This window comes from Streptomyces sp. NPDC020597, assembly GCF_044335095.1.
Classification (GTDB): Bacteria; Actinomycetota; Actinomycetes; order Streptomycetales; family Streptomycetaceae; genus Streptomyces.
The window spans coordinates 69185-93800 of record NZ_JBIRUL010000016.1; the positions used below are offsets into that span (position 1 = coordinate 69185).

The following is a 24616-nucleotide window of genomic DNA, read 5'->3' on the forward strand; positions in this document are numbered from 1 at the left end:
TGCGGGCCTATGAATGCTGCTCCCCGCACCCGCGGGGATGGTCCCCCGTCCACTACCGGGTTTCTGTACGCGGACGCCTGCTCCCCGCACCCGCGGGGATGGTCCCGCGACTCCGCCGCCGCCGGCCAGCACGAGCAGCTGCTCCCCGCACCCGCGGGGATGGTCCCCGGATGTACCAGCCGGACCGGTTGAACACGGCCTGCTCCCCGCACCCGCGGGGATGGTCCCCCCGCCGAAGGCGGGCCCAAGGGGGCCGAAGGCCCCCAGATCTGCTCCCCGCACCCGCGGGGATGGTCCCGTCGTGGCGTTGATGCTCACCGACGCGCCCGCCTGCTCCCCGCACCCGCGGGGATGGTCCCGGGCAGTGCGACCACGACACGGGCCGCTGCCTCTGCTCCCCGCACCCGCGGGGATGGTCCCCTCCCCCCGGGCGCGCCGAACGCCCAGAAACCCTGCTCCCCGCACCCGCGGGGATGGTCCCGCGAGTGCGGCGATGCCGGTGGCGACGATCGGCTGCTCCCCGCACCCGCGGGGATGGTCCCTGGGGCTGCTGCTCGGCGGTCTCCTGGAGCGCCTGCTCCCCGCACCCGCGGGGATGGTCCCTTGAAGACGGCGGATGCCGACTTGTTCAAGAGCTGCTCCCCGCACCCGCGGGGATGGTCCCGGCGGTCGACTTCCGGGAGGGCGAGCGGATGCCTGCTCCCCGCACCCGCGGGGATGGTCCCCGCCCCAAGGGCCTCACGGAGCGGGTCACCCTCTGCTCCCCGCACCCGCGGGGATGGTCCCCCCCGACCGGGCCGAGGAACTCCTCGAGGTGACTGCTCCCCGCACCCGCGGGGATGGTCCCCAGCAGCGCATCAGCGAGATCCGCGCCAAGTCCTGCTCCCCGCACCCGCGGGGATGGTCCCGCTTTCGCGGCCACGATGACCATGTTCGGGGGCTGCTCCCCGCACCCGCGGGGATGGTCCCCAGGCCATCGGCCACCTCGCCGAAGCCCTCCGCTGCTCCCCGCACCCGCGGGGATGGTCCCTCCGGGATCAATCAGGTACTTGGCGGAGCCCTCTGCTCCCCGCACCCGCGGGGATGGTCCCGGCTGCGCCATTACGGGGCGACCTGGAACGTGCTGCTCCCCGCACCCGCGGGGATGGTCCCCCGCCGCTCATCGACCCGCGCACCGCACCCACCTGCTCCCCGCACCCGCGGGGATGGTCCCTCGTCCTTCACGCGCTCGGCGGTCGTCCGCTCCTGCTCCCCGCACCCGCGGGGATGGTCCCTCGGCCCCGAGAAAGGCGCTGTACGCCTCTCTCTGCTCCCCGCACCCGCGGGGATGGTCCCCAACTCAACCTCGAACTCCCCGACCTGTTCCGCTGCTCCCCGCACCCGCGGGGATGGTCCCTCGCCCTCGTCGCGGAAGTCGCCGTGCCACATCTGCTCCCCGCACCCGCGGGGATGGTCCCGAGGGCAGGCCGCGCCGGGCCTCGGTGCGGTCCTGCTCCCCGCACCCGCGGGGATGGTCCCCAGATCAGCGGCGGCTGAATCTCCTGGCCCTGCCTGCTCCCCGCACCCGCGGGGATGGTCCCGGTACGCGTGCAATTGCGTGCACGTCAGGCGTCTGCTCCCCGCACCCGCGGGGATGGTCCCGATCCGAGGTCGTCGTGGATGGAGAGGTCGATCTGCTCCCCGCACCCGCGGGGATGGTCCCAGCACCCACACCAGCATCACCGTCCAGCCCAACTGCTCCCCGCACCCGCGGGGATGGTCCCTTGAACCCGGCGTGCTCGGCGTGCAATCGCTCCTGCTCCCCGCACCTGCGGGGATGGTCCCAACCTCCGAAACATCTGGGACGCCGACCCCGACTGCTCCCCGCACCCGCGGGGATGGTCCCGCCGTCGATCTCGTCGGCGCGGCGATCGACTTCTGCTCCCCGCACTCGCGGGGATGGTTCCCTCGAAGTCGACGCGCTCGGCCTCCTCGCTCAACTGCTCCCGCACCCGCACCCGCACCCGCACCCGCACCCGCACCCGCACCCGCACCCGCAAGGATGGTCCCCCGTACCGCGTCCAGCCGTCGGACGTGTCCCTCTGCTCCCCGCACCCGCGGGGATGGTCCCCTCACGCTGTAGAGCCGCGACAGGTGGTCCGGCTGCTCCCCGCACGCGCGGGAGGGGATGATCTTCGCTGTCGACGCCGGCCCGAGCGTTTCCTGTGCGTGGCGCTGAACGCAGTGCTCGAGCGCGTAGCGAAGGTACTTCGTGGTCTTGCTGTCTATGCCGATCGGACGGTCGTCGCTCTGGCGGGTTCCTCTCGTCGCGAGTAGCGCGTTCCGTGTACGGAGAGGAAACGGGAAACAGCGCTGTTTGCCTTGTCCGTCCAGTCGTGAGTGCCGCACTCTTTCGTGCGGCAGGCTCTTGCGCCTGGATGGACGGTTCTGGGGGTTTCCATGCCACAGCCGTCCTGCGTGTTCGGTGAAGAGTTGAGAAAGCGGCGGTTGGGCGCCGGGTGGAGTCTCACAGCGCTCGCAGCCGTCGTGCATTACAGCAAGGCGCAGTTGAGCAAGGTCGAACGAGGCATCAAGGCGCCCAGCCGTGATCTGGCTCGATTATGCGACGCCGCGCTCCAAGCTGGCGGATCGCTGATCGCTTTGGTCACTTCGCCCGTTACTGACGTGCCGAAGGGTCCGGCTCCGTACGGGGGCGGTGAGGAGGAATGGGTGATGCAGCTGTCACCGGATGGTTCGAGCAGTTTTCAGCCTGTGGGTCGCCGGCAGGTTGTGAGTGCCGGGGCAGGTTCGTTGATGGGCTGGCGTACGGGCGGCAAGGGACGTGTGTCGCCGGCCGGGGGCGCAGGGATGCTGGAGGCGTCCCGTTCGATGTTCGCGCACTACCGGCGGCTCGGTCAGAGCGTTGAGCCCGGTTTCCTGCTGCCGGGGCTGATAGCGCAGACCCATACGCTGCGGGAGTTGTCCGCGCATGTGGATTCGCGTACTCGCCTGGATTTGCTGGCGTTGGGCTCCCGGTATGCCGAGTATGTGGGCTGGCTGGTGCAGGAGACGGGGGACGAACAGGCTGCGCTGTGGTGGACGCAGCGTGCGGTGGATCTTGCGGCAGCTGGTGGTGATCAGGCCCTGGCCGGGTATGCGCTGGTCCGTCGCGCTCTGGTCACGCTGTATCAAGACGATGCCGAGCAGACGGTTGCTCTGGCGCGTCGGGCGAAGAGTGGCGTGCTTCCGCCGCGGATCCGGGGTCTTGCCGCGCAGCGGGAGGCGCAGGGGCACGCTCTTGCCGGCGATGGTGACGCGTGCATGGATGCTCTGGACCGGGCCCGGGGTCTGCTGGCCCACCAGGACGGTGAGGGTGATGTTCCGGTGATCGGCAGTATGCATCTGCCTGACTCGGTCGGCATGATCACCGGTTGGTGTCTGGTCGATCTCGGCCAGGTGCGGCAGGCGGCTGAGGAGTTGGACCGCCAACTTGCGCTGGTCTCGCCTGGTGCGGTGCGCACGCAGGTGCGCTACGGCGTACGACGGGCTCTGGCTTATGCCTCGGACGGCGAGATCGATCGTGCCTGTGCCTTGGTGGAGCCGCTGCTCGATGGGGTGGTAGCGGTCCGGTCTGCGACCGTGGCGATCGATCTTCGTCGGCTCTCCCGCGTCCTGGCCCGGTATTCCGGCCACGCTCTGGTGCGTCGGCTGGAGCCGCGTCTGGCGGTGCTGTCCCGTCTGCCTGTCTCCTGAGAGGAACCTGGTATGCCTGAGGTGTTCATCAACTACCGGACAGGGGACGGCAATGACATTGCTGCCCTGATCGACAACGAGCTCACCAACCGTTTCGGCAAGGATCGGGCTTTTCGCGCCTCGCGGTCCATCCCTCCAGGTTGCAGCTATCCGGATGCCCTCCTGGCGGGTGTACGCCGCAGCGCACTGGTGCTGGTGGTCGTCGGGGCCGACTGGCTCAACTTCCAGTCCAGGCTGCACGACCCGGAGGACTGGGTCCGCAAGGAAATTGTGGAAGCGTTCGACTGCGGAGTGCCGGTGGTGCCTGTCCTCGCAGGCAGGAGGACAGAACGGCTGAGCGCTGAGCGTCTGCCGGATGAGCTGGCAAGGCTGTCCGACCTGCAGTCCGTGCGGCTGGACACACAGAACGCGGAAGCGGACCTGAAGCGCCTGGGCGACCTGGTGGCCGATCTGGTTCCCGAGTTGTACGACCTCGAGCACGCCGAGGTACCGGCGCCTGATCCCGGCTCGGTGTCCAATTCGGCCGGCGCCGTGAGTGGAACGGCCGTGCAGAGCCGGGACTTCACCGGAGACGTCGGCAACACCGTGATCAAAGGGTCGACCGGGCCCGTGCATTCCGGCCGGGGGGACATCTACCAGAACTCACGCCATGACTCTGGTGACCGTCACTACTCGGGCGACGGCATGACGAACATCCAGGGCGATCACCGCGGTGACATCCGCCACCGGTTCGGCGCCCCGAGCCGGCGCAAGGACAATGAGCGGTGAGCGATACGTTCACCACGCGCGTCGAGCAGGACGGCGGGCCGGTGCACGCCGGCTCGGGCAACCTCAACTACACCGTCCATGTAAACCGTGGGGACCAGGAGACGCCCGGCCGAAGTCCGCGCCGTATCGCAGATGACCAGCTCCGCCTTCTGCGGCAGCAGTTCGTCGACCCGGCCGGGATGGGCATGGCACGCCGTGTACTCGAGGGCAGCGGGACGGTGATCCTGCATGGCGATCCTGGTAGTGGCAGGAGCGCGGCTGCGTGCGTCCTGCTGTATGAGGTTGATCAGAGCGCCGGTATCTTCCGCGAGCTACTACCCGGAGAGGAGGAGGGGGCCCTCACCGATCCGGGTCTGGTCGGCGTCGGTGACCGGCTGCTGCTGAACCTTGCCGAGGCGGATGTCTCTCAGTGGGCTCAGACCCGCAGGGACTTGTCTGCGCTGCGCAAGGCTGTGCAGGAGCAGCAGGCGCATCTGGTAGTTGTCATGCCACATGACGGTGCCTTGGAAGCACATCTCCAGCCTTACCGGGCCGATATCAGGCGTCCGCCGGCCTTGGATGTCTTCCGGCGGCATCTGCGGCTCCACCGGATACCGTACGAGGAGTACCGGCTTCCTGCCCTGGATCTGGATGAATTCCTGTCAGAGCAGCCGCCGATGGAGGAGATCGCGCACTTCGCCGACCGTGTGCGCCGAGCCCGTGCGGCGTCGCCGGGTGACGGCTTCGCCGCTTGGTGCAAGCAGTCCCGCAAGGCACGCACACAGTGGCGCACGGATGTCGCCGACCTCGTCGCGACGCAGTGCGCCGCTGAACAGCGGGCGCTGCTGTTCGCCACCGCCATGCTGCACGGCGCGCATGCCGACGTCATCCACCGCGGTGCCGCACTCCTGCTCGAGATCCTCGATACGCCGCGGAATGATGTGCCTCTTCTCGAAGGCAAAGACCTGGCCGAGCGCTTGAAGGAGATCGGTGCAGCAGCCGGGCCGGACGGTCGCGTGCGGTTCGACAGGCTGGACTATGACGCCGCGGTCCGCGCCCACTTCTGGGACCACATGCCTGACCTGCGTCAGCCGTTCAGTATCTGGGTCGTTCAGAGCACGGAGCTGGATGATCCTCATGTCGATTCGGATCTGCGTGGAAGACTGGTGAGCCGGCTCGCCGACCAGTTCTTGCGTACCGGCCGGGGAAACGATCTGGCGTCCCTGGCGGAGGAGTGGAGCGCTGCCCCCGCGAGCCGTGTCCGGCTGGAGGCCGCCGTGGACACGCTGGCCTGCGGCCTCCAGCACCCGCGCTACGGCCGAAGCCTGCGGATGATCGTGTACTCCTGGTGTAAGGGCAAGCAGTTGACGGGGAACCTCGCGCATGTACTTCTGCGTGCCTGCACCGACGTGATCGCCCCCACGCACCCCGACCAGGCGGTGACCCGCCTGCATCACCTGGCCCGCCGGGAACGCGGCGCCACCCCTGCTCTCGATGCCTTGTGCCGCCTTGCGCAGAGCAGTGCCCGCCTTCGCCGCCTCCTGCTCGACCGCCTCACCCGTCATTCGTCCGCACCGGCCGCCGACGCCCACCTCTTCCTGCGGATCTGTGACCCGCTGGCGCTCACGGACTCCGCAGGCGCACTGCGTCCGCTCATCGACGAGAGGGCGGTGCGGGACTGCGTGGTAGCAGGCTGGGCACAGGCGCTCGCCCGACTGCCGCAGCCTCAATGGCAGCCGTACGCCGTGCGATGGCTGCACACGGCCGGTATCACCGACGGCCATCGCGACCGGATGCTCGCTCTGCTGGTCGATGGCGCGGGCCGCGACGGCAGCACCCTCGCGGCGCTGTACTCGGCTGCTCGAGCCGCAGAACCCGCCTCACCCGGCGGTCGGGCATCCGGCGCCGCAATCACCGAACGTCTGCTTCAGAAGATCTCCACGGCCCAGGGCCTGCACCCGCCGGCCGCACCGACTCCGCCCGCACCTGCCAAGGGGACTCCACAATGACCACCGGCCGCACGACGACGACCGTTTTCCTCACCGTCCTGTGTGCCCTGCTGCTGACCATCCTCGGCCTGGTGCAGGAGTGGCCCGCATGGGCGTGGGCCGCCCTGGCCCTGATTGTCGTCGGCGCTCCCGCGGCAGCCTTCAAGATCGCCGCGATGCGCCGCGGGTCTCTGCCAGCCGACTTCGCCAACTTCCTCCCCGCTGCCCCGATTGAGCGCAGGGAACATCACGTCAGCCACGTCGCGCTGCCCAGCAAATGGGACGACTACGACTTCGTGTTCTCCGCCACCGTGCGATGGCATCCCCTCGAATCCCACAGCGGTGAGCCCGTCCTCAACCCGGCAGGCCTCGCCGTGGAAGCGGTGCTGGACCGCGCCCGCAACCTCACCGAGCAACGCGAGCCCGGCCGGGCCTCACTCGTCCAGCACGAACTGAGCGGTGCCCTCAGCAGAATGCGTCCGGACCCCTCCGGACACATCCAAGTCATGGCGGAGAACATCACGCTCGCTCTGCACGAGCCCGACCAGGAACGGCTGACCAAACTCGCTGCAGTCCGCAAGGACAAGGCTGTCTGGGAACACCAGCGCACATACGAACAGAGCAAGCGTGAGTACCTGGGCGGCGACGTACTCAAGGACACCGGCAGCGCGGTGGTCTGGTGGCTGGCCAAGAACGACAACCACATAGAGAAGACCGTGGCAGACCTCGGTCTCCTGGCCCAGCTCACCTCCGCAGCCAACGACACCGACATACCTGAGCGGCTTCAGGACCTCATCCCCACCTCCGGCGGGCCCCGCACGCCGGTCGAACGAGAACCAACAGCCTCTGACCACTTCGATGCCTTCCTCACCGGCATGGGCTTCACTAGCGAAGATGACCGACGGGCAATGCTCACCAAGCAGATCGCCGACATCATCAGAACGCAGGACAGACACGAGACAGCCGATGAACTGCTGCGCCGCTACGACCCACCAGCCGACTTCACCGCCCACGCGGACAACGATCCGGACGAGCCGGAGCACCTCAGCTGACACAGACGGCCGAAATCCGGAGCCCCATATCTACTTGGAGGAGAACCGTGGACAGCGAGTGGGCCGCATTGACCGCGTCAGGAGCAACCACCCTGGTCTCGCTCATGGTCACCGATTCCTGGACGCACGCCCGCGAACTCATGCGGCGGTTCCTCTCACGCAACGATCCAGACAACTCCACGATCACCGAACTGGACACCGCGCGGGCCCGGCTCCTCGCCTCCTCGTCCACGGATCGTCCGCACGGGGCCCGATCCACTGTCGAACAGTGGGACGCATTCCTGCGACACCTACTGCAGGCCCACGTCGTCTCCAGCGCTGAACTGCGCGAACTGCTCACGTCGTTGCAGCACCTCCAGAGCGAAGCGGCACGGCCGGACGCCGTGCACAACAACATCAACGGCGGGGTACAACACGGCCCGGTCATCCAATCTGGCCGGATCACCAGACTCACCATCCACGCTCACCACCCCGACCCACCACAAAACTGAATGGCCCCTGGCCGCCCGCCTTATCCCGCGGCTTTATGACCTGCTCTCCGCATGCGCACGGGTGATGGCCCCTGGGTTCAACACGCCGACGGACGACGCGTGACCAGGCCCATGTCTTCCCAGCCGTCCTCTCCGCCGACGCTGTGGTGTTCCGACGTTGAACGGGGCGTCCGCCTGCACCGTGCCGGCCTCCCCCGACGCGGGCGTTCGAGGGTCCAACCTCCCGGGACTCCCGGATCCGAGCCGGGGGCCGGGGAGGTTGGGACTGAGGACCAGGACGGGGTCGGCCAGAGTGGTGCCCCGTGGCCCAGGGGCGGGGTGTGCAGCACACGTTGCTGCACACCCCGTGCTGCACGGTGCAGCGGGTTGGGCTTCGCGGGCGCTGCGGCCGACGAAGCGGTGCCCGGTTCAGCGGTCGCCGGCGATGCCAAGGGCAGCCAGGACCCCGGCGCCGGTCAGGATGACGGTCGGCGACTGCATGCCTGGCGTGCTGGTGGAGAAGGTGAAGCGGCCTCTCCCCTGCAGTTGCACGACACTGCTCCCCGCACCCGCAGGGATGATCCACCGGTCGTGTTCGGCTACGACGGCAAGCCCACCTGCTTCCCGCACCCGCGGGGATGGTCCCCCGTACCGCATCCAGCCGTCGGACGGGTCCCGCTGCTCCCCGCACCCGCGGGGATGGTCCCCCGTACCGCATCCAGCCGTCGGACGGGTCCCGCTGCTCCCCGCACCCGCGGGGATGGTCCCGCTTCCTGGGCACTGGCCGACACCTTGGCGTCCTGCTTCCTCGCACCCGCGGGGATGATCCCGACATCCCCGGGGAGTGCCGGGCTGTCGCGCACTGCTCCCCGCACCAGCGTGGATGGTCCCGTCCCATAGTCGCGACCATTGGCCGTCTCCACCTGCTCCCCGCACCCGCGGGGATGACCCCAGGGGCGTCCCCGACGAACTGCGCGACGCCTTCAACCGCAGAGCCGCGATGGTGGACGGCACCGACGTCTCCCGCACGGAGAAGCAGGCCGCCTCGATGGCAACCAAGCGCGACAAGATCGACGTCGCCCCGCTACCCCGCCGAGGAGCGGCCAGAAGATCTCAGCGCAACCCCCCGGTCGCGTACGGTCCGGCTTCGTCGCGTCTCGGGTCAGCGGTCCGACCCTTCGCGGTGAGGGTGTACGGCAAAAGAAGAGGGGCCGGTCCCGTAGCCGGGATCGACCCCTTCTTGCAGGCATGCGCCAACATGACCCGCGGTTGCCTCAGTTCAGCTGTGGTTGGACCCAGTAGCGAAGAGGCATGGGCGACACCCCGTGTGTGTTGGCGGTGTCAGCCGTACGGCGAGCATCGCAACTGTGGGAGCCCGTACGCAAACGCTAGTGGGATGAAAACGCCCAATCGTCTCGGCTAGTCGCAAACGAAGGTCTGAAAATCCTTGATCGCGCCCCTCTGACCAGGCGCTATGTGCCCTTATCACAGGCGCACGGGTGTGCTGTGAGGGGCCCGGTCTGAGCGTGGATGACCCTGCACCAATGCCGTCCTGTTGGGCCTTCCGGGTGAGACCGAAGGACTTCTCCCTGCCATGCTTATGAACAGCAGGCCGAGAACCAGTTTGCGGGTGGCGCCAACCATCCGTGGTGATCAGCCAGTTGGACCCAGTAGCGAACAAGCCGTCCGGCGTTTTTACGGATTCGCCGGGCGGCACGCATGGAAGAGGCATCATGTCCCGAGATTCCCAGCGGAACAAGACGGTGGTTGAGGCGGCCTCTGCGCTAGAGCCCGAGACATCCCACCGGTTCGGACCCGCCGAAGCATCCGTCATCATCGTTCTCGTCCTGACGGCTGCGACCCTCGCCTACACAGGCATGGCGTTGCTGGCCATCCTTCAGCTGCTGCTGGGGGCTGGCCTCATCGGAGCCGCCACCATCACGTTCTCCCACGGCCGGTCGGGCAAGCGCCTCCTGAAGGTTCTGCGCGCGATGCTCGGAGCCACACAGTGAAGTCGGCACGGGTGGGGCGCCCCGAAAAGCCGATCAACCGGGAGCTCAAGGCGAACGCACAGCTGGCCGCATTCCTCCGGAGGCGCCGAAGCCTGGGCAACTGGACGTACGAGGAAGTCGCCGAGCAAGCCGAGGAGTTCAGCCGCCATACCCTTCAGCGCGCCGCGGCGGGCGGCATGATCGTCCCGACCTGGCCGGTCGTTACCGCCTTCGTGCGCGCCACGAGCCAGCTGCGCGAGACGGACATCGAGCTGGACCGGGCCATGAAGAAGGCGAAGGACCTCTGGCGCCAGGCCCGGTACGAACAGAGGCAGAAGACGATGCCGCGCCGCCCCGAGCCTCCAGTGCTCGCACTGGTGCGTTCGGAGGCCGACCTGGCAGCTGTCCTCGTCGACTTGTATGAGCGGTCCGGTGCCCCCTCGATGAAGACCATGGAGCGTCGCGCCGGCGGCTTGGGCATCCTGCCGCACAGCACCGCCCACAGGATCGTCACCCGCCAGACCCTGCCCTACACGCTCATCCAGTTCGACGCCTTCCTCAACGCGTGCGACGTCCCCCTGCGCCGCCGCGACCCGTGGTACTCAATGTGGGCAAGGGTGTTCGGAGTGACAGAGCTGGACGCCGCCAGGGAGCTGACCAGGCTACGCGCCACCCAGGCCCTCGAAGAACGCAAGCGCCTGGTCTCGGACACCCAGACCAGAGTGACGATGGTCAAGGCCGCGTAGAAGGCCAACACTCTGCTGCTCGCGGTCAGCGAGGCACGACGAGTGCACGGGAGTAGGCCACTGACGACGCGGACGAAGAGGACCGCGTCCTGGTCGCCCAGGTGGACAACGGGAACTGGGTCTGGCGGGAGTTCCGGCCGTCCGAGCCCGATACTCTGCGCGCTCGCCGTGCCACTCGTGCAGGAGCTCCCGCGCCTGAGTGATGCGGTGGGCAGCCTGACCCGTCGCCGTCGAGGTGGCCCTTGACGGCGGCCGCCGCATGCCGGCCGGCCGCAGCCACCACCTGGTCCCACAGGAACAGCGCGTCGGTGGCCTGGTGCCACAGGTAGCCCTCGCGGGCGGACGTGTCCGATTCCCGGACCTCGGCCAGGGCCCGTACGATCTGGGCGCGTTCGGCGGGCGGCTGCCGCGTCTGCCGCGTCTGCCGCGTCTGCCGCGTACGGCGAACTGCAGCAGGATCGAGGTCAGGAGGCGGGTCAGGTGCGTCTGCGCAAGCGGGCAATTGCCGCAGTGTTCGTGGCCACCGCAGCCTTCACCTCCCTTGCCTCCCAGGCCATGGCCGCACCCATGCCTTGGGAAACCAGCAACACCCCCACGACCACCACCCAGATCACCGCCTCCACCGCGGCCAGCGACCACGGCACAGCGACCGTGCTGTGCGGGACTCCCTGCTACCAGTAGGAGGCACCGACCGCGGTCTCAAGGCGAAGGGGCGGGGCACTGAGCGTCCCCCAACCCCGTCCCTTGCGAACGACGAGACAGGCCCGCGATGGCGGCATCCGCTCAGAGCAGCGTATGACTCCCGAAGTCACATACATCAGCAACCCGCACAAACATGCGACTCCCAATCTCACATCGAAACGGCATCACTATCGCGTACAAAGCCGCCCACGGGGATGGTCCCCTCCCAGGCACGGTGACGATCCTGTCCGAGCACTGCTCCCCACACCCGCGGGGATGGTCCTGAGGTCAGCCGGCGCATCGCGTGGAAGTCGACCTGCTTCCCACACCCGCGGGAATGGTCCCGTGACGCCGGCTGACGATCCTGACCTGTCCCTCTACTCCCCGCACCCGCGGGGATGGTCCCAGCTCCCAGTTCGGGTGGACCACGACCGTGTCCTGCTCCCCGCACCGCAGGGATGGTCCCAAGTCCAGGTCGTGGATGATGTGGACGCCGTCCTGATCCCTGCACCCGCGGGGATGGCCCCAGCGGAGGGTCCGAGCCGTCCAAGTACATGGGGTACTCCCCCGCACCCCCGCGGGGATGGTCCCGACTACGACCCAAACCAGGCGATCCCGGTAATCTGCTCCACGCACCCGCGGGATGGTCCCTCGAGCTCCTGAACGCGGGAGGTGTCGCATCGCTGCTCCCCACACTCGCCGGGGTGGTCCGGAGCGGAGAGCGGTCCGTCGTCGGCCCGCGTCTGCTACCCGCACCCGCGGGGATGATCCCCAGCGCGTGGTCGAGGAGGTGCGCCTGCGTCTCTGCTCCCCGCACGCGCGGGGATGGCCCCATGAACGCGTCGGCCTTGCCGGCGATCGTGTCCTGCTCCCGCACCCGCGGGGATGGTCCCGCGGTCATCACGACGGCGCCGCCGGTGAAACCGTGCTCCCCGCACCTGCGGGGATGGTCCCGCGATGCTCATGGCACCGTTGTCCAGGGCGCGCTGCTCCCCGCACCCGCGGGCATAGCCCCACCCCCTGGGTGCGCGAGCACACCGTGCTCTTCGGATCTTCTCGTCCATGAGGGCAGCCTGCTCCCCGCACTCGCGGAGATGATCCCTTCGCTGAGATCTCGGGAGCGGCCGGCTCTCGCGGCCCGCCTTTCCGGTGACTGGTCCGAGCACTCTCTGCGTTGGGGGTTCGCTACCGCCGCCCGGGCCGCCGGCCACGACCCGCTGGAGATCGCCCGCGCGGGCGCGGCGGTTGGCATGGCGACGGCGCTCACCGTCCTCTTCGCAGTCGCTGGTCGGGCACCCGTTCCGGTCGGCTGGGCAGGGTCGGTTGGGGCTTCTTGGGTGGTCGGCGGGTGGCGGGTGGGGTGGCGGTGAGGATGTAGGTGACGCGGTCTGCGAAGCGTGGTCCGGGCACGGGGATCTCCACACCGGGATGGCGTGCGTAGCCGCGGGTAACGGCGTTGGCGACGTAGGTGGTGATGACGTTGGCGCGGCGGGAGGGACGGTGCGGGTCCGGTGTGTGAAGGTTGCTGAGTATGCGTAGGACGGTGGGGACGGAGGCGTCGAAGTGGCAGTCGTCGTAGGGCGGGTGGGACCCGACGACGGGGATGGTGTCGCCGTCTTCGGCGTCGTCCAGGCCGCTCTGGTCGTACCAGAAGCCGGCGGCGTGGGTCTCGCCGCGGGCGTCGTGGTGCAGGGACAGGCAGTAGGCGGCTGTGGTGTGTCCGGCGCCGGCGGCGTATTGCCACCAAAAGCGGGCTCCCTGTTCGACGCCGGCGATGTTGAGGGCGCAGCCCAATAGCCAGGCGCCGTCGGGTTCGGGGAGCTGATCGGTCAGGAACTCGAGGTCTCCGGGGCAGAGGACGGTGACGACGGCCTGGCACAGGGTGTGCAGGCGGCGGGCGGCGGTGGCGTCTGGTGTTCTGTCGTCGGTGGCGGTCGGCGGGGTCGTGTCGTGGTCGAGGCTGGGGTAGGCGCAGTCTTCGTAGGGGATGGTGTCGTCGGGGACGGCGGGGTCGGGGTGCAGGCGTGCGCGGGCGAGGAGGGCGTCGATGGCGGTCATGGCGAGGAGGGTTCACTCCTGGTGGCTGGCTGTCGGGCGGAGGAGGTCTTCGAGTGCGGCGCGGGCGTGGTGGTCGACGGCGTGGGTGATGGCCGGGCTCAGGCCGACGATGTAGGGGATCTCATCGAGGCGTACGCCACACAGGTGGTGGAGCACCGCGACGTCCATCTGGTCGTCGGGCAGTTGGGCGATCGCGTCGAAGAGGTCGACCAGTTCGGTGCGCACGAGGAACTGGTCGGGTTCGCCCTGGTGGCTTTCTTGGGTGGAGAAGACGGCGGCGCGCAGGTCGGGGCGGCCGTCGCGGTGGTAGGCGCGGGCCATGACGCGTGAGCGCAGCAGGCTCCAGGCGTAGCGGCGGATGTCGGGGCTGGTGGCGGCGTGGCTCCAGCACAGCCAGAGGATGTCGAAGGTTTCGGCTACGACCCAGTGGGCGCGGTGGTCGGTGAGGAGGAAGGCGCGCGCGTATTCGGTGTAGGGGGCGCGCATGGCTTCGGTGAATGCCTGGTGGGCCAGGGGCGGGGTCTCCGGCTGGAGTGCGACCTGCTGGATGCACTGCTCGATCCAGCCTGGTTGTTTGTGTGCTTCGCGGGCCGCAGCTGTCCACAGCCGGCGTACCGGGGGCACCGGCAGGCCCAGGGCGCGGATCACGCTGAAGGTGATTTCCCAGGCGGGGTAGTAGCCGTTGCCGCGGAGGAGTTCGCTGATGCGGGTCTTGGAGTAGCCGGAGCGGTCGACCAGGTCGCTCAGGGTCAGGCCGCTGGAGAAGACGAAGTTGCGGACCGGCTCGAGCCAGGCTCGGTGAGAGGGCCCGGCGGTCCTGACGATCGGGGCAGGCTTGCGGCCCCGCCTGCCGCCGGTATCGGGTGGGGGCGGCTGGTCTGCATCGGGAGTCCAGATCATCGGGGCGGCTCCTCGGCGCCGTCCGGGCCCGGGCCGGGGGCGGCGAGGGGGCTGCCGCCGTCGGTCAGGGCCTGGACGAGCTGCTGGACGAGCAGGCCTAGGGACGGGAGCACGGCTGCCACGGCGGCGACATGCCCGAGCACGGTCATCACTGTGCTCCACGTGAGGACCGTCGCCAGGACGGCGACGGTCACCACCTTCTTACTCGACATCGCACTCGGTTTTCTGTGAGCGGTTATACGCCAACTCCCTTTGCTGGCGGCGGTGCTGAAGCGCCGCCAGGTGAGGGAAGGTCAGCATCGCCCCTCCATCACTCATCACGCCACGTGATCATGGAGTTACGGAACAATGACGCCGGACGCCACGGTGCGCTACCCGCCGCCACCCCGCCCCCGGAATTGGCCGACGAAAAAATTCAACCCTTTGAGGGGGAAACGTCACTTCTGCGCACACACCGAGGCACATGCCCCATCATGGAGACCGAGGCGCCACTCGACGCCGCACTCCCGCATGGGAAGCCCGTGCGGCCCCCTGTGCTGAACACCACCAAGGGGGGGCCGCACGGCCAACTCCCCCGCCGCGAGGCTCACGTAACCCGCACGCCTGCGCCAGCGGCCCCGCCGGCACACCGAAAGCGTCCTGGTCCCCAGCGAGAAGAGCCCTGCACGACATGGCAGCCTCGCAGGACCATCCAACAGCCGCAGGATGTTCCGCGGCGAACGCGCGCACCCGGTGCCTTTGTCTGCTTCCGGGATGCACCCGTTGGTTCCGCCGCCGTTCTGGGGGTGAGCTTCATTACTCCTCTGCCTTCACCCAGCGGTCCATGAACGATCACGTGGGGGGCCTGCACCCCACTAGGGCCTGTCCGACGGATCATGTGATTACTAGGATCCAGGGGTGTCCGTTCCCTGTTGGTCAGTGCCGGGGACTGAGTGGATGCAGCAGTGATGAGCGGTGAGGATCCGTGCTTCCCGCAGCGGACGGCGAACGGGGGGCCTGTGGGGAGTCGACGGCTGCATGGCGGCCTCGGGGCGGCGGTGGCGCTTCTTCTCGCGGTATCCGCTGCCATGCTTCTGGGCAGGTCGTGGACCGCCTGTGGCGTGGGGGTGAACAACGCGGCCAACAGCGGTTTCCTGCTTTGGCTGTTCATCCCGGGTCTCTGGACGGTCCTGCTGCTGGTCTGGGTAGCGGTGGGCGCCCTTCTTGGGAACCGTCCCCTTCTCCGTGCCGTTGCCCTCGCGGTGACGCTCCTCGGTGCTGACTGGTGCGTCATCTCGATCTTCTGGGAGGGCGCCGCCACTCCTCCGTGCCCCAGCGGCGTGCCCCCGTGGTGGCCGAGCCTCATCCCCGTCCCAGGATTCTGAGAGGTCGGCCCCGGTATTTCACGGCTTGAGCCAGAGGCGAACTGCTGCTGCGGTGACGGTGCCGTGAAAGACATAGGCTCGCTTGTCGTAACGGGTCGCGACAGCGCGGGAGTTCTTGAGTCGGTTGATGGTCCGCTCGACCTCGTTGCGGCGCCGGTAGCGGTCAGGGTCGAAGCCGGTGGGTCTTCCGCCCGCGCTGCCTTCGCGTCGACGATTGGCGCGTTGGTCCTTCGGTTCCGGGATGGTGTGCCTGATGTCGCGTCGCCGTAGGTAGCGGCGGTTTCGGCGGGAGCTATATGCCTTGTCGCCGCTGACGTGGTCGGGGCGGATCCGCGGCCGTCCGCCCAGCGGGCGGGGAACCCGGATCCGGCCCAGGACCTCGATCATCTGCGGGGCGTCGCCCCACTGGCCCGGAGTGATCAGGAGAGCCATCGGGCGGCAGCCACCTTCCCCGGCAAGGTGGATCTTGCAGGTCAGCCCGCCCCGAGACCGTCCGAGCCCTTCATCGGGGCGGTGGTGCCGGGGCGTCGTCCTTCTTTCGGAACCCGCGGTGTGGCCTTGCGGGCTCCGGCCGCGTGCTGGTGGGCCCTGCAGGAGGTCGAGTCGACACCGACCATGCCCCAGTCGATCCGGCCGGCCAGGTCGGCGTCCGCCTGGACCGCCTGGACCGCCTGGACCGCCTGGACCGCCTGGACCGCCTGGACCGCCTGGACCGCCTGGACCGCCTGGACCGCCTGGACCGCCTGCAGGATCCGATCCCAGGTGCCGTCCGCTGACCAGCGGCGATGCCGTTCATAGACGGTTTTCCAGGTGCCGTAGCGTCCCGGCAGGTCACGCCACGGGACGCCAGTGCGGATCCGGAACAGGATCCCGTTGAGCACGGTGCGGTGATCGTTCCACCGGCCTCCCCGCCTGCCGGAAAGCGGCAGATGCGGCTCCACAAGCGACCACTCGCGATTCGTCAGATCCCCCCGCCCCATGGCCGAACCAACGAGCGGCCGATCGGAAAGTCACATGATCCGCCGGACAGTACCTAGACGCAGACGACGGCCGTACCGACCCAGGGCCCTAGACTCCGGGCCGCCGCGGGAGGGCGATGCTCCAGCGTATGGTCCGCACTGAGCAACGGATCCCTCGCAACACGGGGGAAAATGGGGACGCAGGTAGTGCCCCTTGTCGTCCGGCAGCCCGCCAACGAAGAGCCGTCGGTCAACTGGCGCCAGAGGTGGGACGTTATGTCAGCGTGGAGCGGGAAGGTCTGCGTGAAGCCTTCGATCCCCGATCAGGAAGGCCGACTGGGGTGCTACATAGAGCGCTCCGATGCGGCCATGGACGATGTCCTCTCTGCCCGCGCAGATGATGAGGGCTTCGCCCGGGTCTCGCGCTAGCGCCACGAGGGCGTCGTGCAAGGTCCGTGCTGCAGCGATGGTCAAGTCCAACTCGAAAACTTCGAAGAACCGGATTTGGCGGTAGGGGTGCCCAGGTGCTTTCTTTGGCCCGTCTACTACCTTGCGTACCCACCGGAAGTCGACAGCCGCTATGCCAGTAGCCAGCTCGGGGTGGCCGGCCTCCCCCAACTCTTCGGTGAGCTCGCGCCTGAGTGCCTCCCGAGCAGTCTCGCGATCCTCCTGGCAGGACAGCCATCGAGCGAACCGCGGTAGAGCGGTCATGGGGAGGAAGCCGCGTAGATCGTGGCGCATCCTGCTATGCGAGCGGACCTCTTCTCGAAACTTTGCGGCTCTGAGCTGCGGGATCGCGGAGGGCAGGAACTTCACAGCACCCCCGAAGGGGCCGCAGGAGTTGGGGCGCAGCGGAGAGTGGGCAAGTACGTATCCGTCGTCGTCTTGTACCTGCAGGAGGACGGCGACGGAGACCCGGACCTCACGGAAGGGCCGGACAGATGCGAGGAGGAGAGCGATCTGTCCCCGGTTGCGCCAGATTATTGCAGCGATCCAGCCAAGAAAGGCAACAGCTCCTGACACCACGAGCGATTCGAGCACGTGGATCACCCCCCTTGGTAAGAATACCGAGATGGCCGGTGATGAGTCACGAACTGTCCAACTTCCGGCGATGTTGGCTCATACGATGAGCCGTCGGACGGTGGGAGACGTACCGGAGCTTGACGCTTTCGGGGGGAGCGGGCATGCATGTTGACTTCGCGCCGGACTGCAACATCGACACCAAGGGCAAAGAGGAGATCGAGGAAGTACTCGGTGCGGACCGTGACGGCGGCGACAGCCAGTGGGAGGATCCAGTGGACAGGATCACCGTGCTGCGACGAGTCTCGGGGTCACGAACAGGCGCCGAGGTGCTCGAGGTGGCGCTCAAACGTGACGGTGGCGACGACCAGGGCGTCCAACAGGTTGCAAAGATTGACTGGCCGGACAGGGTGAAGGAGGACTGGCGGCGATTCAAAGAGCACTTCAGCAGGCTTGAGCTCGGTTGCTGCACCCCTGTCAAGGCTGTCACACGAGGGGTTTTGGACGGCACGCTCCCGCTGGGCGAACGCGGAGCCGTCTTCTATCAGCATGTTCGAGAGCGCGCCGGGATGCCTGATGCGCCGGTGTACACCCTTGAGCAACTGGCCATCCGGGCCTTGGAAGGTTCGGACGAGGACGCGGCAACGGCTATCGCATGCACAAGCAAGCTCCTGGATCGGATGGGGAATGTCATTCATCGGGAGGCCCGACCTGACACGAGCCAGAGTGCTGTCACTTTAGGCTTTTTCGGGCCTCGGTTGGGGCCAGCGTTGGTTGTGGAGGTAGACAATGCCCTGGAGGGAAGTCTGCGCTACCGCCGTGAAGTGTCATGGAGTCCTGACGATCCGCGCGTTACAGGAGCCAAGGTCAGGAATGCCGCGGTAGACATTGAGTGGATCGAGGCCACCGCGGGTGAGTTTGCCGTAGGCTCGACCGTCAAACTCCATCTCAAAGATCTCAAGGTAGTGCATCGGGGATCCCGCGAGGTGCTGGAAGGGACCGCGGTCCAAGACGTCACAGTCCAGGTGCGGCTGGCCGCAGAGCACGACGAGTCGCTTCGCCTGTCAAACTACACCGGCTCACAGCGCGTTCATGGGCGCATCGTCGGCACTCGCTCCAATTTGCAGTGGAATTTACTTAAGGAATTACTACAGGAAGACCTGCAGTGGACTGACAATGAGGTAAGCCTAGGAGGGCAGCCCGTGGGGCACCCTTTGGGCCACCTGGACGACGTGCTCCACGGTAGCTTCCCCCGCTGGATCGGCTCTTTGGTGCATGGCGATCTGAATCCACGCAATGCATTGTTCGTCGAAAACGATCCCTTTTTGATCGACTATGCAGAAGCGGAAAAGTTTCACCCTTTGGCGAGTGATTACGCCTGGCTAGAGTTTGGACTATTACGCGACGTAATCGCGCCCCGCCTCTCGCATAAGGAACTACTGCGCTTGTGCCGAGTGCTGGGTTTGATCTCCCGGTGCCCTGCCCTCGATGCTGCAGCGGCAGCGGAATGGGCATGTCATGAGACCACTCCAGCGTTTCGCGCGGCCTACCACCTGCTGTTCACAATTCGCGATTCTGCACGGAGACGGCATCCAAGTACCGGTGGGCAGCCGTGGTGGAAAGAGTACCTTTGCCAGCTGACGCTGGCCGCTTGCCGAACTCTCAAGTGGTCAACAAAGATGCATGACGCGCACACGGCTGCGGCCGCTGTTGCAGCGTCTGGCGTGGCTGGCGAGTTCCTTAGACCGACCGCACCCGAAGCGATGTTTCAATATTGGCAGCCGAAGGAACTTCATCTGCTGCTGCAGAAGTTACTTCCCCTAGTGCCAGTTGAGCAAGAAGAAGGCCTGCTCCTTTTTGCAGCCGCCTTGCGAGCTTTCGATTCGGCAGGCACCGCAGGAACGACATCCGACGGGCTTGAGGAGACGATCGATCTCGCGCGAGTGCGAGCGGTCCAAACCGTCTGTATTGACCAGGCACGGCAAGCCAGTTCACGACAGTCTGACCGCACGGTACAGGCCACCATACGGCTACGCGGGACGTATGAGAGGCACACCAGAGACTCTACGTCCGCCGCCAGACCCGATATCGCGGAGGACGACGCCCTCACGCTCGCCGCCAGAGCCTCTGCCGTGGTCGTGCTGGGCGATGCCGGCACTGGCAAGACAACGCTCGCGCAGCAACTTGCCCATCTGCACGCGCTAGCCGTTCTCAACGAGGCATCCGGACCTGTCAAGGCTTCAGTGCGGCTCCCTGTCCTGGTCAGTGCCGCGGTATTGCCAGTTCACCTGCGCGTCTTCACAGAGCAGGACAGACGCGCCTGCGCCCGGGTTCTCCAGGGCGCCTCCCCGTATGGACAGACGATGTCCTTGACCGTGTGCGAAAGTCTGCTGAGTGTGGGCGGTCTGCACGTAACAGTCGATGGCCTAAACGAACTCACACCCGTGGAACGCGATACGGTGATCGCCTGGCTGGGTCGTTTGCGTCACTATTATCCCCGCACGCCTTTCCTGCTATGCCACCGATCGAGTGGATCTCCGGCCCGCGCACTGAATCTTGACAGGCTCACACTGTGCAAGGTGACTAAGGCGCAGGCCTGCTCCTATATTGAAGACCGGTCTCGGCAGAACCCGACCTCACGCGATGGCCATCCGCCACTGCCTTTGATCGAATGGCTGTTTCATAACACAGCCGACCCCAGGATCGAGGAACTTGCCTGCACACCACTGTTTTTGAACATGACAGTCGAGTGGTACAACTCGACGGGTGCCCTTCCTGAATCAGTGGGTGAATTGCTCACCAGATTCACCAAGTGGTATCTCAGCGGGCGCCTTGAAGACGAAACCGAAAAATCAAATGAACTCCGGTATGACGCTGCCGACAAGGCGGCCCTTTTAGGGAAAATTGCCAGTTTCATGGTCGAGGGTCTCATGTCTGAAGTGTCATGGGACCGACTTAGCGCCTGGCTACTCAGGCAAAGAGAGAGCGACACCGAAGAGATCTTCAAAGAGATTTTCAGCTCGGAGATGCTCTGGCGTGAAGGCGGTAGGGTAGGTTTTCTTCATCAGCTCTTTCAAGAGTACTTCGCGGCAAGGGAACTGGCCTCATGTTCATCCAGAATGCGCCGACGCAGAGTTTTGGCGTTTCGCTGGCAGGAGCCGGTACGAATCCTGCTGGGCCTTCCAGGGGTCGCCCATGAGGTGACTGCCGAGGTTTTTGCGACCGTACGGCAGGCCCGGCCGGCGTACGCGGCCTGGTTGCTCCGCCACGCGCATCGTCCACCCCCACATGTGCTGAGCTCCTTCCTTTCCCATCAAAAAAAGGTGCTCGAGACCCATTTCGCCGGCCCCACCGCCTGGCAGGAGTCCGCAGAGGCTCTGGCCGAGCTGGCGACGCCACAGGCATGGCAGTTGTTGAGGAGAACCGTCTGTTCGGCGGCAGCACCCCTTGAGGCTCGACAGGCGGCATTGCGCTTTCTGGGCGAGGCTCGGCGTGAAGCTTCGTCCCGCCAAGATGAGCTGGATCGGGAGTTCGGCTTTGCGTTGGATGTCGCGTTACACGACACATCGCCACCAGGCCTCAAAGAAGCGGCGTTTCGTGCCGCGGGCCGCGCTCGGGTAACAGCCTTTGCCGGATTTGCCTGGGAGCACGTGACTGCTGAACACTCGTGGTCGGTAACTCGCGAGGCCTACCACGCTGTGAAAATGCTCGGGCTCAGGCCGAGTCCGGCACTGGATCAGCGGTATCTGCAGGTGTGCACGAAACGGTTGCAGGACGTCGTAAGAGAGCTGCGACGCACCTCGGACACCCAGATGGTGGGGTACTTGAACGAGGAGCGATTCGCCATTTTGAGCTCCTTGGCCTACCAGGACACGTTGGACGTGCTGCTGCATCATCGCTTCGCGCCAGGGCTGGTCGGCAGGGACGGCTGGCCTGAGATGATCGCCCGAGCTGCGCGCCATCGCCTAGAACTACAACAAGCGGATACCGAGGTGGCGACTCTCCTGACAGCCGCCGTCGACACTGACACCCTCTTGCAGATCTTCACCGGCCCAGATGATCTTGCTGCTCTCGCAGCGGCCCACCGACTCTTGACGCAGTGCTCCGTGTCGCCGCGGGAAGTACTGCTGCGAGTTGACGCCCAGTCCTCTCCTTTGCGACTGCTGGCGGCTGGGGCTTTCGTCGAACAGATCGCGACGGCCGATCTGGGGTTGGCCTCTAACCTGATTCGAGCGCTGATGCAGTGCGCCCACAGCGAGATGCCCGTAGCGCAACTCGATGCGCTATCAGCTCTCATCGACGCGCTGGGACGTCCCGCGCCGGCATTACGAGCCGAACTCGCAGACGAGGCAAGCCTGATTTTGCAGGCCAGGAGGGTAACGCCAGCCATGCGCTGGCCCTGGCTGGCGGCCTGGAGTGCAGCAGCCACGGACAGCCGTGACTTGGCCAAACTGCTCGAGCGGTCTGACCGAGCAGCTCATGCCACAGCAGTACGCCTCATGAGCGGAACGGACTTCCTCCTCTGCGCGGCCGAGGAACTTCCACGGCTGAATCTCTCAGAGCAGGCTCTGCACAATTTCCAGCAGTGCCGTCCCGATCCGAACGATGGACCGGCTGTGTCGGAGTTCGCGGGGGCTGTCGCCTTCGGTGGAATCATCGAGGAGTACGACTTCGTACTGAACGCTGTGAAGTCACAGACAATCCGGGAAACCGTCCTGCTCCATGCCAACTCACGGCACGGCATACTGCAACGCACCTGCGCTGACAATGCTGTGGCCGCGCTGGGGTACCTGGGGCGGTTGCTACTCAACCGGCAGGACCCTCAGAGCCATCGACGGGCCAACGAGGCAAAGCACACCCTGCTGGAACTGCCCACCGACCTGCCAGCCAGCCTCGAACGCGCCCGGCGAATTGCACTGGGCCTGCTTGGCGACTGGCAGAGCCTGCTGTTCGACCTCAGCAGCGATCCCCTGCTGAGGGATGCCTCGTTCAACATCATCACCAAGTGGGAGCCGGCTCCGTGGGCACCGGACACCAGCCGGTTGCGTGACATCGCGGTAGACGTCACGCACCTGCTCAGTGATCCAGAGTTCCAAGACCCCGCCGCACGGGAAGTCCTGCAGAGGGTGAAAGCGGACCTTCAAGACCGCATCGGCTCATACGTTCTCGCAGGTAACGACGATCCCGGCTATGGCAGGGAGGCCGTATGAGCCCGTCGACGCAACATCCCCTCGCCTCGCACCCAGATCCTCTGGCAGAGGAAGCCGTGCGCCTCCTTGCCGAAATCGCCGAGTCCGCAGGTAGCCGCTCGAAGCTGTGGCTCGGCACCGTCGAGCACTTCCTGGGCCAGTCGATTCCCGCCCCCGATGCCCACGACGGTACGCGGCTGGCCGGGCGCGTTATCGACACATGCGTGAGAAGGCCGTTTGGACTGGTTGCCCTGGCCGACGCACTGCCTCGCCTGGGAGCCTCACCGGATCAGACCGAACGCATGCGCAGCGTCGCAGATGAGTGGCAGGCCAGACAGTTCTACCCTGATGCCGACTGGCCGTTGATGCGTGCGAGACTCACACAGCTACCCCCGCAGCGCCTGCACGTCCTTTGCCGGGCAGCCACGGAGGGCCGGCTGACAGACCTACCCGAGCGTTGTCAGACCCCGTGGGACGCGCTGATCTATCTCACCGGAATCAATGCCACGCCCGCAGGCTTGCCGCCAGCGTTGTTGTTTTTGGTCCGGCTGGCAGAGGAGTTGCACCAGCCTGAGGCACACTCCCCGGCTGCGGACGACTGTTTACGGTGGGCACGTACCTGGGCCCACGACTGGGACTTGCAGGAGGAACTCGACCAAGCACGGGCATTCACGGACACGAACCAGGCCCCGCCCCTCACCGGCGGCGTGATCATCCAGTTGGGCCCCGATGTGCTCGAGCGCGACGTCTACGTCTTGTCCTACTGGATTCAAAGCGACGTACGTGCCTGGTCCCCGCGGCGGGGCCGGGATCGCATAGTGACAAGCCGAGAGGTGCAAGACGCCGTGTGCCAGGTGGTGGAACTGGCAGAGCAGGAGCTAAGGCTTGACCATCCGCTGATGGTGGAGTGCGTGGTCCCCTTCGAACTACTGCACCTGCCAGTGGAGCAGTTCACCGTACAAAACGGGTCGAGCGTTCCTCTGGGAGGCCGCCACACCGTGTTCGTCCGCAGCCTGGAACGACTGCGCAATCGGTCCTGGCATCGCGAATGGCACTCGCGATGGGCTCACCTGAACAGCCATACCAGCCACAGCAAGATCCGATTTCTTCCTGAGGACGAGCAGCCCGGCGAGGCCCCCATGCTCGACGACGTCCTGGGAAGGGATCGCCAACTGGCGGTTCTCTGCCTGGACGCGCCACCTCAGCGGGACGAAATGGACACGGCTCTGCGGCGCGGCGTGCCGGTCGTTATCTGGCCGCGTCAGGCGGCCGCCAACCTGCGCTCCACCGTGCAGCAACTCGCAAATGAGAATGACCTGGCGGATCTTCCGTTGCGGCTATCCGAGGCTCGTCGGCATGCTTTGAACGCTGGCGACCGCGAACCGCACGGAGCAGCGATGCGCGGGCTGGCCGTCATGTGGGATGACCCGCAACGGCAACCGGAGGCCACTGAGGACGTCGGACCGCTATGGGTCGCACCATGAGCATGCCACCAGTGGAACAGCCGTTATGGTTGCCGACCCGCACTCCGCAGCGGGCGGCTTCTCAGCCGCGCTTGAGACATGTGTCCGCAGCCGCGCGGCTGTTGTACAACCGCGGCGTTGCGCAGGGACTGGAACCCTGGCGAACCGAGCAGCCATGGAGGCGTAGACGAGCCATCTCAGCCCTGTCGTTGCCTTCCGAGCACACAGTGTGGGAACCGCCCCCGGGCTCGACAGA

Annotated in this window: 16 protein-coding genes and 1 CRISPR repeat array (1 of these 17 only partly in view); of the genes, 10 read left to right on the plus strand and 6 right to left on the minus strand. The window is 66.7% G+C overall.

Annotation, left to right across the window (positions count from 1 at the left end; translation table 11 throughout):
* A CRISPR array of direct repeats spans nt 1-1946; the repeat unit is 29 nt; unit sequence CTGCTCCCCGCACCCGCGGGGATGGTCCC (it extends 533 nt beyond the left edge of the window).
* Nucleotides 1947-2439: 493 nt separating this feature from the next.
* The 5 genes from ACH4ZA_RS25635 to ACH4ZA_RS25655 are packed head-to-tail and all read left to right on the plus strand — an operon-like array spanning nt 2440 to nt 8010.
* Complete coding sequence (locus ACH4ZA_RS25635; RefSeq protein ID WP_398431805.1) at nt 2440-3732, plus strand: helix-turn-helix domain-containing protein; 1293 nt, start codon at nt 2440-2442, stop codon at nt 3730-3732.
* A 12-nt stretch (nt 3733-3744) separates the two neighbouring features.
* A complete protein-coding gene (locus tag ACH4ZA_RS25640; RefSeq protein ID WP_398431806.1) occupies nt 3745-4500 on the plus strand; it encodes a toll/interleukin-1 receptor domain-containing protein in 756 nt (251 codons plus the stop codon).
* Nucleotides 4497-6488 carry a hypothetical protein gene (locus tag ACH4ZA_RS25645; RefSeq protein ID WP_398431807.1) on the plus strand — a complete coding sequence of 664 codons (1992 nt, stop codon included), beginning with the start codon at nt 4497-4499 and terminating at the stop codon, nt 6486-6488. Before ACH4ZA_RS25640 ends, ACH4ZA_RS25645 begins: the two co-directional genes overlap by 4 nt.
* Nucleotides 6485-7519, plus strand: a complete 1035-nt coding sequence (locus tag ACH4ZA_RS25650; protein ID WP_398431808.1) for a hypothetical protein — start codon at nt 6485-6487, stop codon at nt 7517-7519. The genes ACH4ZA_RS25645 and ACH4ZA_RS25650 overlap by 4 nt, the downstream gene beginning before the upstream one ends.
* A gap of 47 nt (nt 7520-7566) precedes the next feature.
* Complete coding sequence (locus ACH4ZA_RS25655) at nt 7567-8010, plus strand: hypothetical protein (protein WP_398431809.1); 444 nt, start codon at nt 7567-7569, stop codon at nt 8008-8010.
* 408 nt (nt 8011-8418) lie between these two features.
* On the opposite strand, the gene ACH4ZA_RS25660 is transcribed toward ACH4ZA_RS25655, so the two are convergent.
* Nucleotides 8419-8541, minus strand: coding sequence for a hypothetical protein (locus ACH4ZA_RS25660; RefSeq protein WP_398431810.1), 123 nt, complete (start codon nt 8539-8541; stop codon nt 8419-8421).
* A 1094-nt stretch (nt 8542-9635) separates the two neighbouring features.
* Here ACH4ZA_RS25660 and ACH4ZA_RS25665 point away from each other — a divergent pair.
* The 3 genes from ACH4ZA_RS25665 (at nt 9636) to ACH4ZA_RS25675 (ending at nt 11407) form a co-directional block, all read left to right on the plus strand.
* On the plus strand, nt 9636-10001 hold the full coding sequence (locus ACH4ZA_RS25665; protein ID WP_398431811.1) for a hypothetical protein: 366 nt from the start codon (nt 9636-9638) through the stop codon (nt 9999-10001).
* Nucleotides 9998-10726 (plus strand): helix-turn-helix domain-containing protein, encoded by a 729-nt coding sequence (locus ACH4ZA_RS25670; RefSeq protein WP_398431812.1) that lies wholly within the window; start codon nt 9998-10000, stop codon nt 10724-10726. The genes ACH4ZA_RS25665 and ACH4ZA_RS25670 overlap by 4 nt, the downstream gene beginning before the upstream one ends.
* Nucleotides 10727-11242: 516 nt before the next feature.
* Entirely contained in the window at nt 11243-11407 is a 165-nt protein-coding gene (locus tag ACH4ZA_RS25675) for a hypothetical protein (RefSeq protein ID WP_398431813.1), read from the plus strand.
* A 1263-nt stretch (nt 11408-12670) separates the two neighbouring features.
* On the opposite strand, the gene ACH4ZA_RS25680 is transcribed toward ACH4ZA_RS25675, so the two are convergent.
* From ACH4ZA_RS25680 to ACH4ZA_RS25700, 5 genes are all read right to left on the minus strand, one after another.
* Nucleotides 12671-13465: a hypothetical protein gene (locus ACH4ZA_RS25680; RefSeq protein ID WP_398431814.1), complete on the minus strand. Its 795-nt coding sequence runs from the start codon at nt 13463-13465 to the stop codon at nt 12671-12673.
* A gap of 12 nt (nt 13466-13477) precedes the next feature.
* Nucleotides 13478-14365, minus strand: a complete 888-nt coding sequence (locus tag ACH4ZA_RS25685) for an XRE family transcriptional regulator (RefSeq protein WP_398431815.1) — start codon at nt 14363-14365, stop codon at nt 13478-13480.
* A complete protein-coding gene (locus ACH4ZA_RS25690) occupies nt 14362-14577 on the minus strand; it encodes a hypothetical protein (RefSeq protein WP_398431816.1) in 216 nt (71 codons plus the stop codon). The genes ACH4ZA_RS25685 and ACH4ZA_RS25690 overlap by 4 nt, the downstream gene beginning before the upstream one ends.
* 1170 nt (nt 14578-15747) lie before the next feature.
* A protein-coding gene (locus tag ACH4ZA_RS25695) for an IS5 family transposase (RefSeq protein ID WP_398431817.1) occupies nt 15748-16709 on the minus strand; the annotation gives its coding sequence in 2 pieces (ribosomal slippage) (nt 15748-16268 and nt 16268-16709; 963 coding nt in all).
* Nucleotides 16710-16967: 258 nt separating this feature from the next.
* Nucleotides 16968-17729 carry a hypothetical protein gene (locus tag ACH4ZA_RS25700; RefSeq protein WP_398431818.1) on the minus strand — a complete coding sequence of 254 codons (762 nt, stop codon included), beginning with the start codon at nt 17727-17729 and terminating at the stop codon, nt 16968-16970.
* Between the two features lie 143 nt (nt 17730-17872).
* On the opposite strand from ACH4ZA_RS25700, the gene ACH4ZA_RS25705 reads away from it, so the two are divergent.
* Nucleotides 17873-22918 (plus strand): hypothetical protein, encoded by a 5046-nt coding sequence (locus ACH4ZA_RS25705; protein ID WP_398431819.1) that lies wholly within the window; start codon nt 17873-17875, stop codon nt 22916-22918.
* On the plus strand, nt 22915-24381 hold the full coding sequence (locus tag ACH4ZA_RS25710) for a hypothetical protein (protein ID WP_398431820.1): 1467 nt from the start codon (nt 22915-22917) through the stop codon (nt 24379-24381). The genes ACH4ZA_RS25705 and ACH4ZA_RS25710 overlap by 4 nt, the downstream gene beginning before the upstream one ends.
* The last annotated feature ends 235 nt before the right edge of the window (nt 24382-24616 follow it).

Bases quoted from the DNA above. Each gene is read 5' to 3' on its own strand.
- ACH4ZA_RS25640 (WP_398431806.1), top strand. From the start codon at position 3,745: ATGCCTGAGGTGTTCATCAACTACCGGACAGGGGACGGCAATGACATT.
- ACH4ZA_RS25710 (WP_398431820.1), top strand. From the start codon at position 22,915: ATGAGCCCGTCGACGCAACATCCCCTCGCCTCGCACCCAGATCCTCTG.
- ACH4ZA_RS25705 (WP_398431819.1), top strand. From the start codon at position 17,873: ATGCATGTTGACTTCGCGCCGGACTGCAACATCGACACCAAGGGCAAA.
- ACH4ZA_RS25690 (WP_398431816.1), bottom strand. From the start codon at position 14,577: ATGTCGAGTAAGAAGGTGGTGACCGTCGCCGTCCTGGCGACGGTCCTC.
- ACH4ZA_RS25650 (WP_398431808.1), top strand. From the start codon at position 6,485: ATGACCACCGGCCGCACGACGACGACCGTTTTCCTCACCGTCCTGTGT.
- ACH4ZA_RS25685 (WP_398431815.1), bottom strand. From the start codon at position 14,365: ATGATCTGGACTCCCGATGCAGACCAGCCGCCCCCACCCGATACCGGC.
- ACH4ZA_RS25680 (WP_398431814.1), bottom strand. From the start codon at position 13,465: ATGACCGCCATCGACGCCCTCCTCGCCCGCGCACGCCTGCACCCCGAC.
- ACH4ZA_RS25635 (WP_398431805.1), top strand. From the start codon at position 2,440: ATGCCACAGCCGTCCTGCGTGTTCGGTGAAGAGTTGAGAAAGCGGCGG.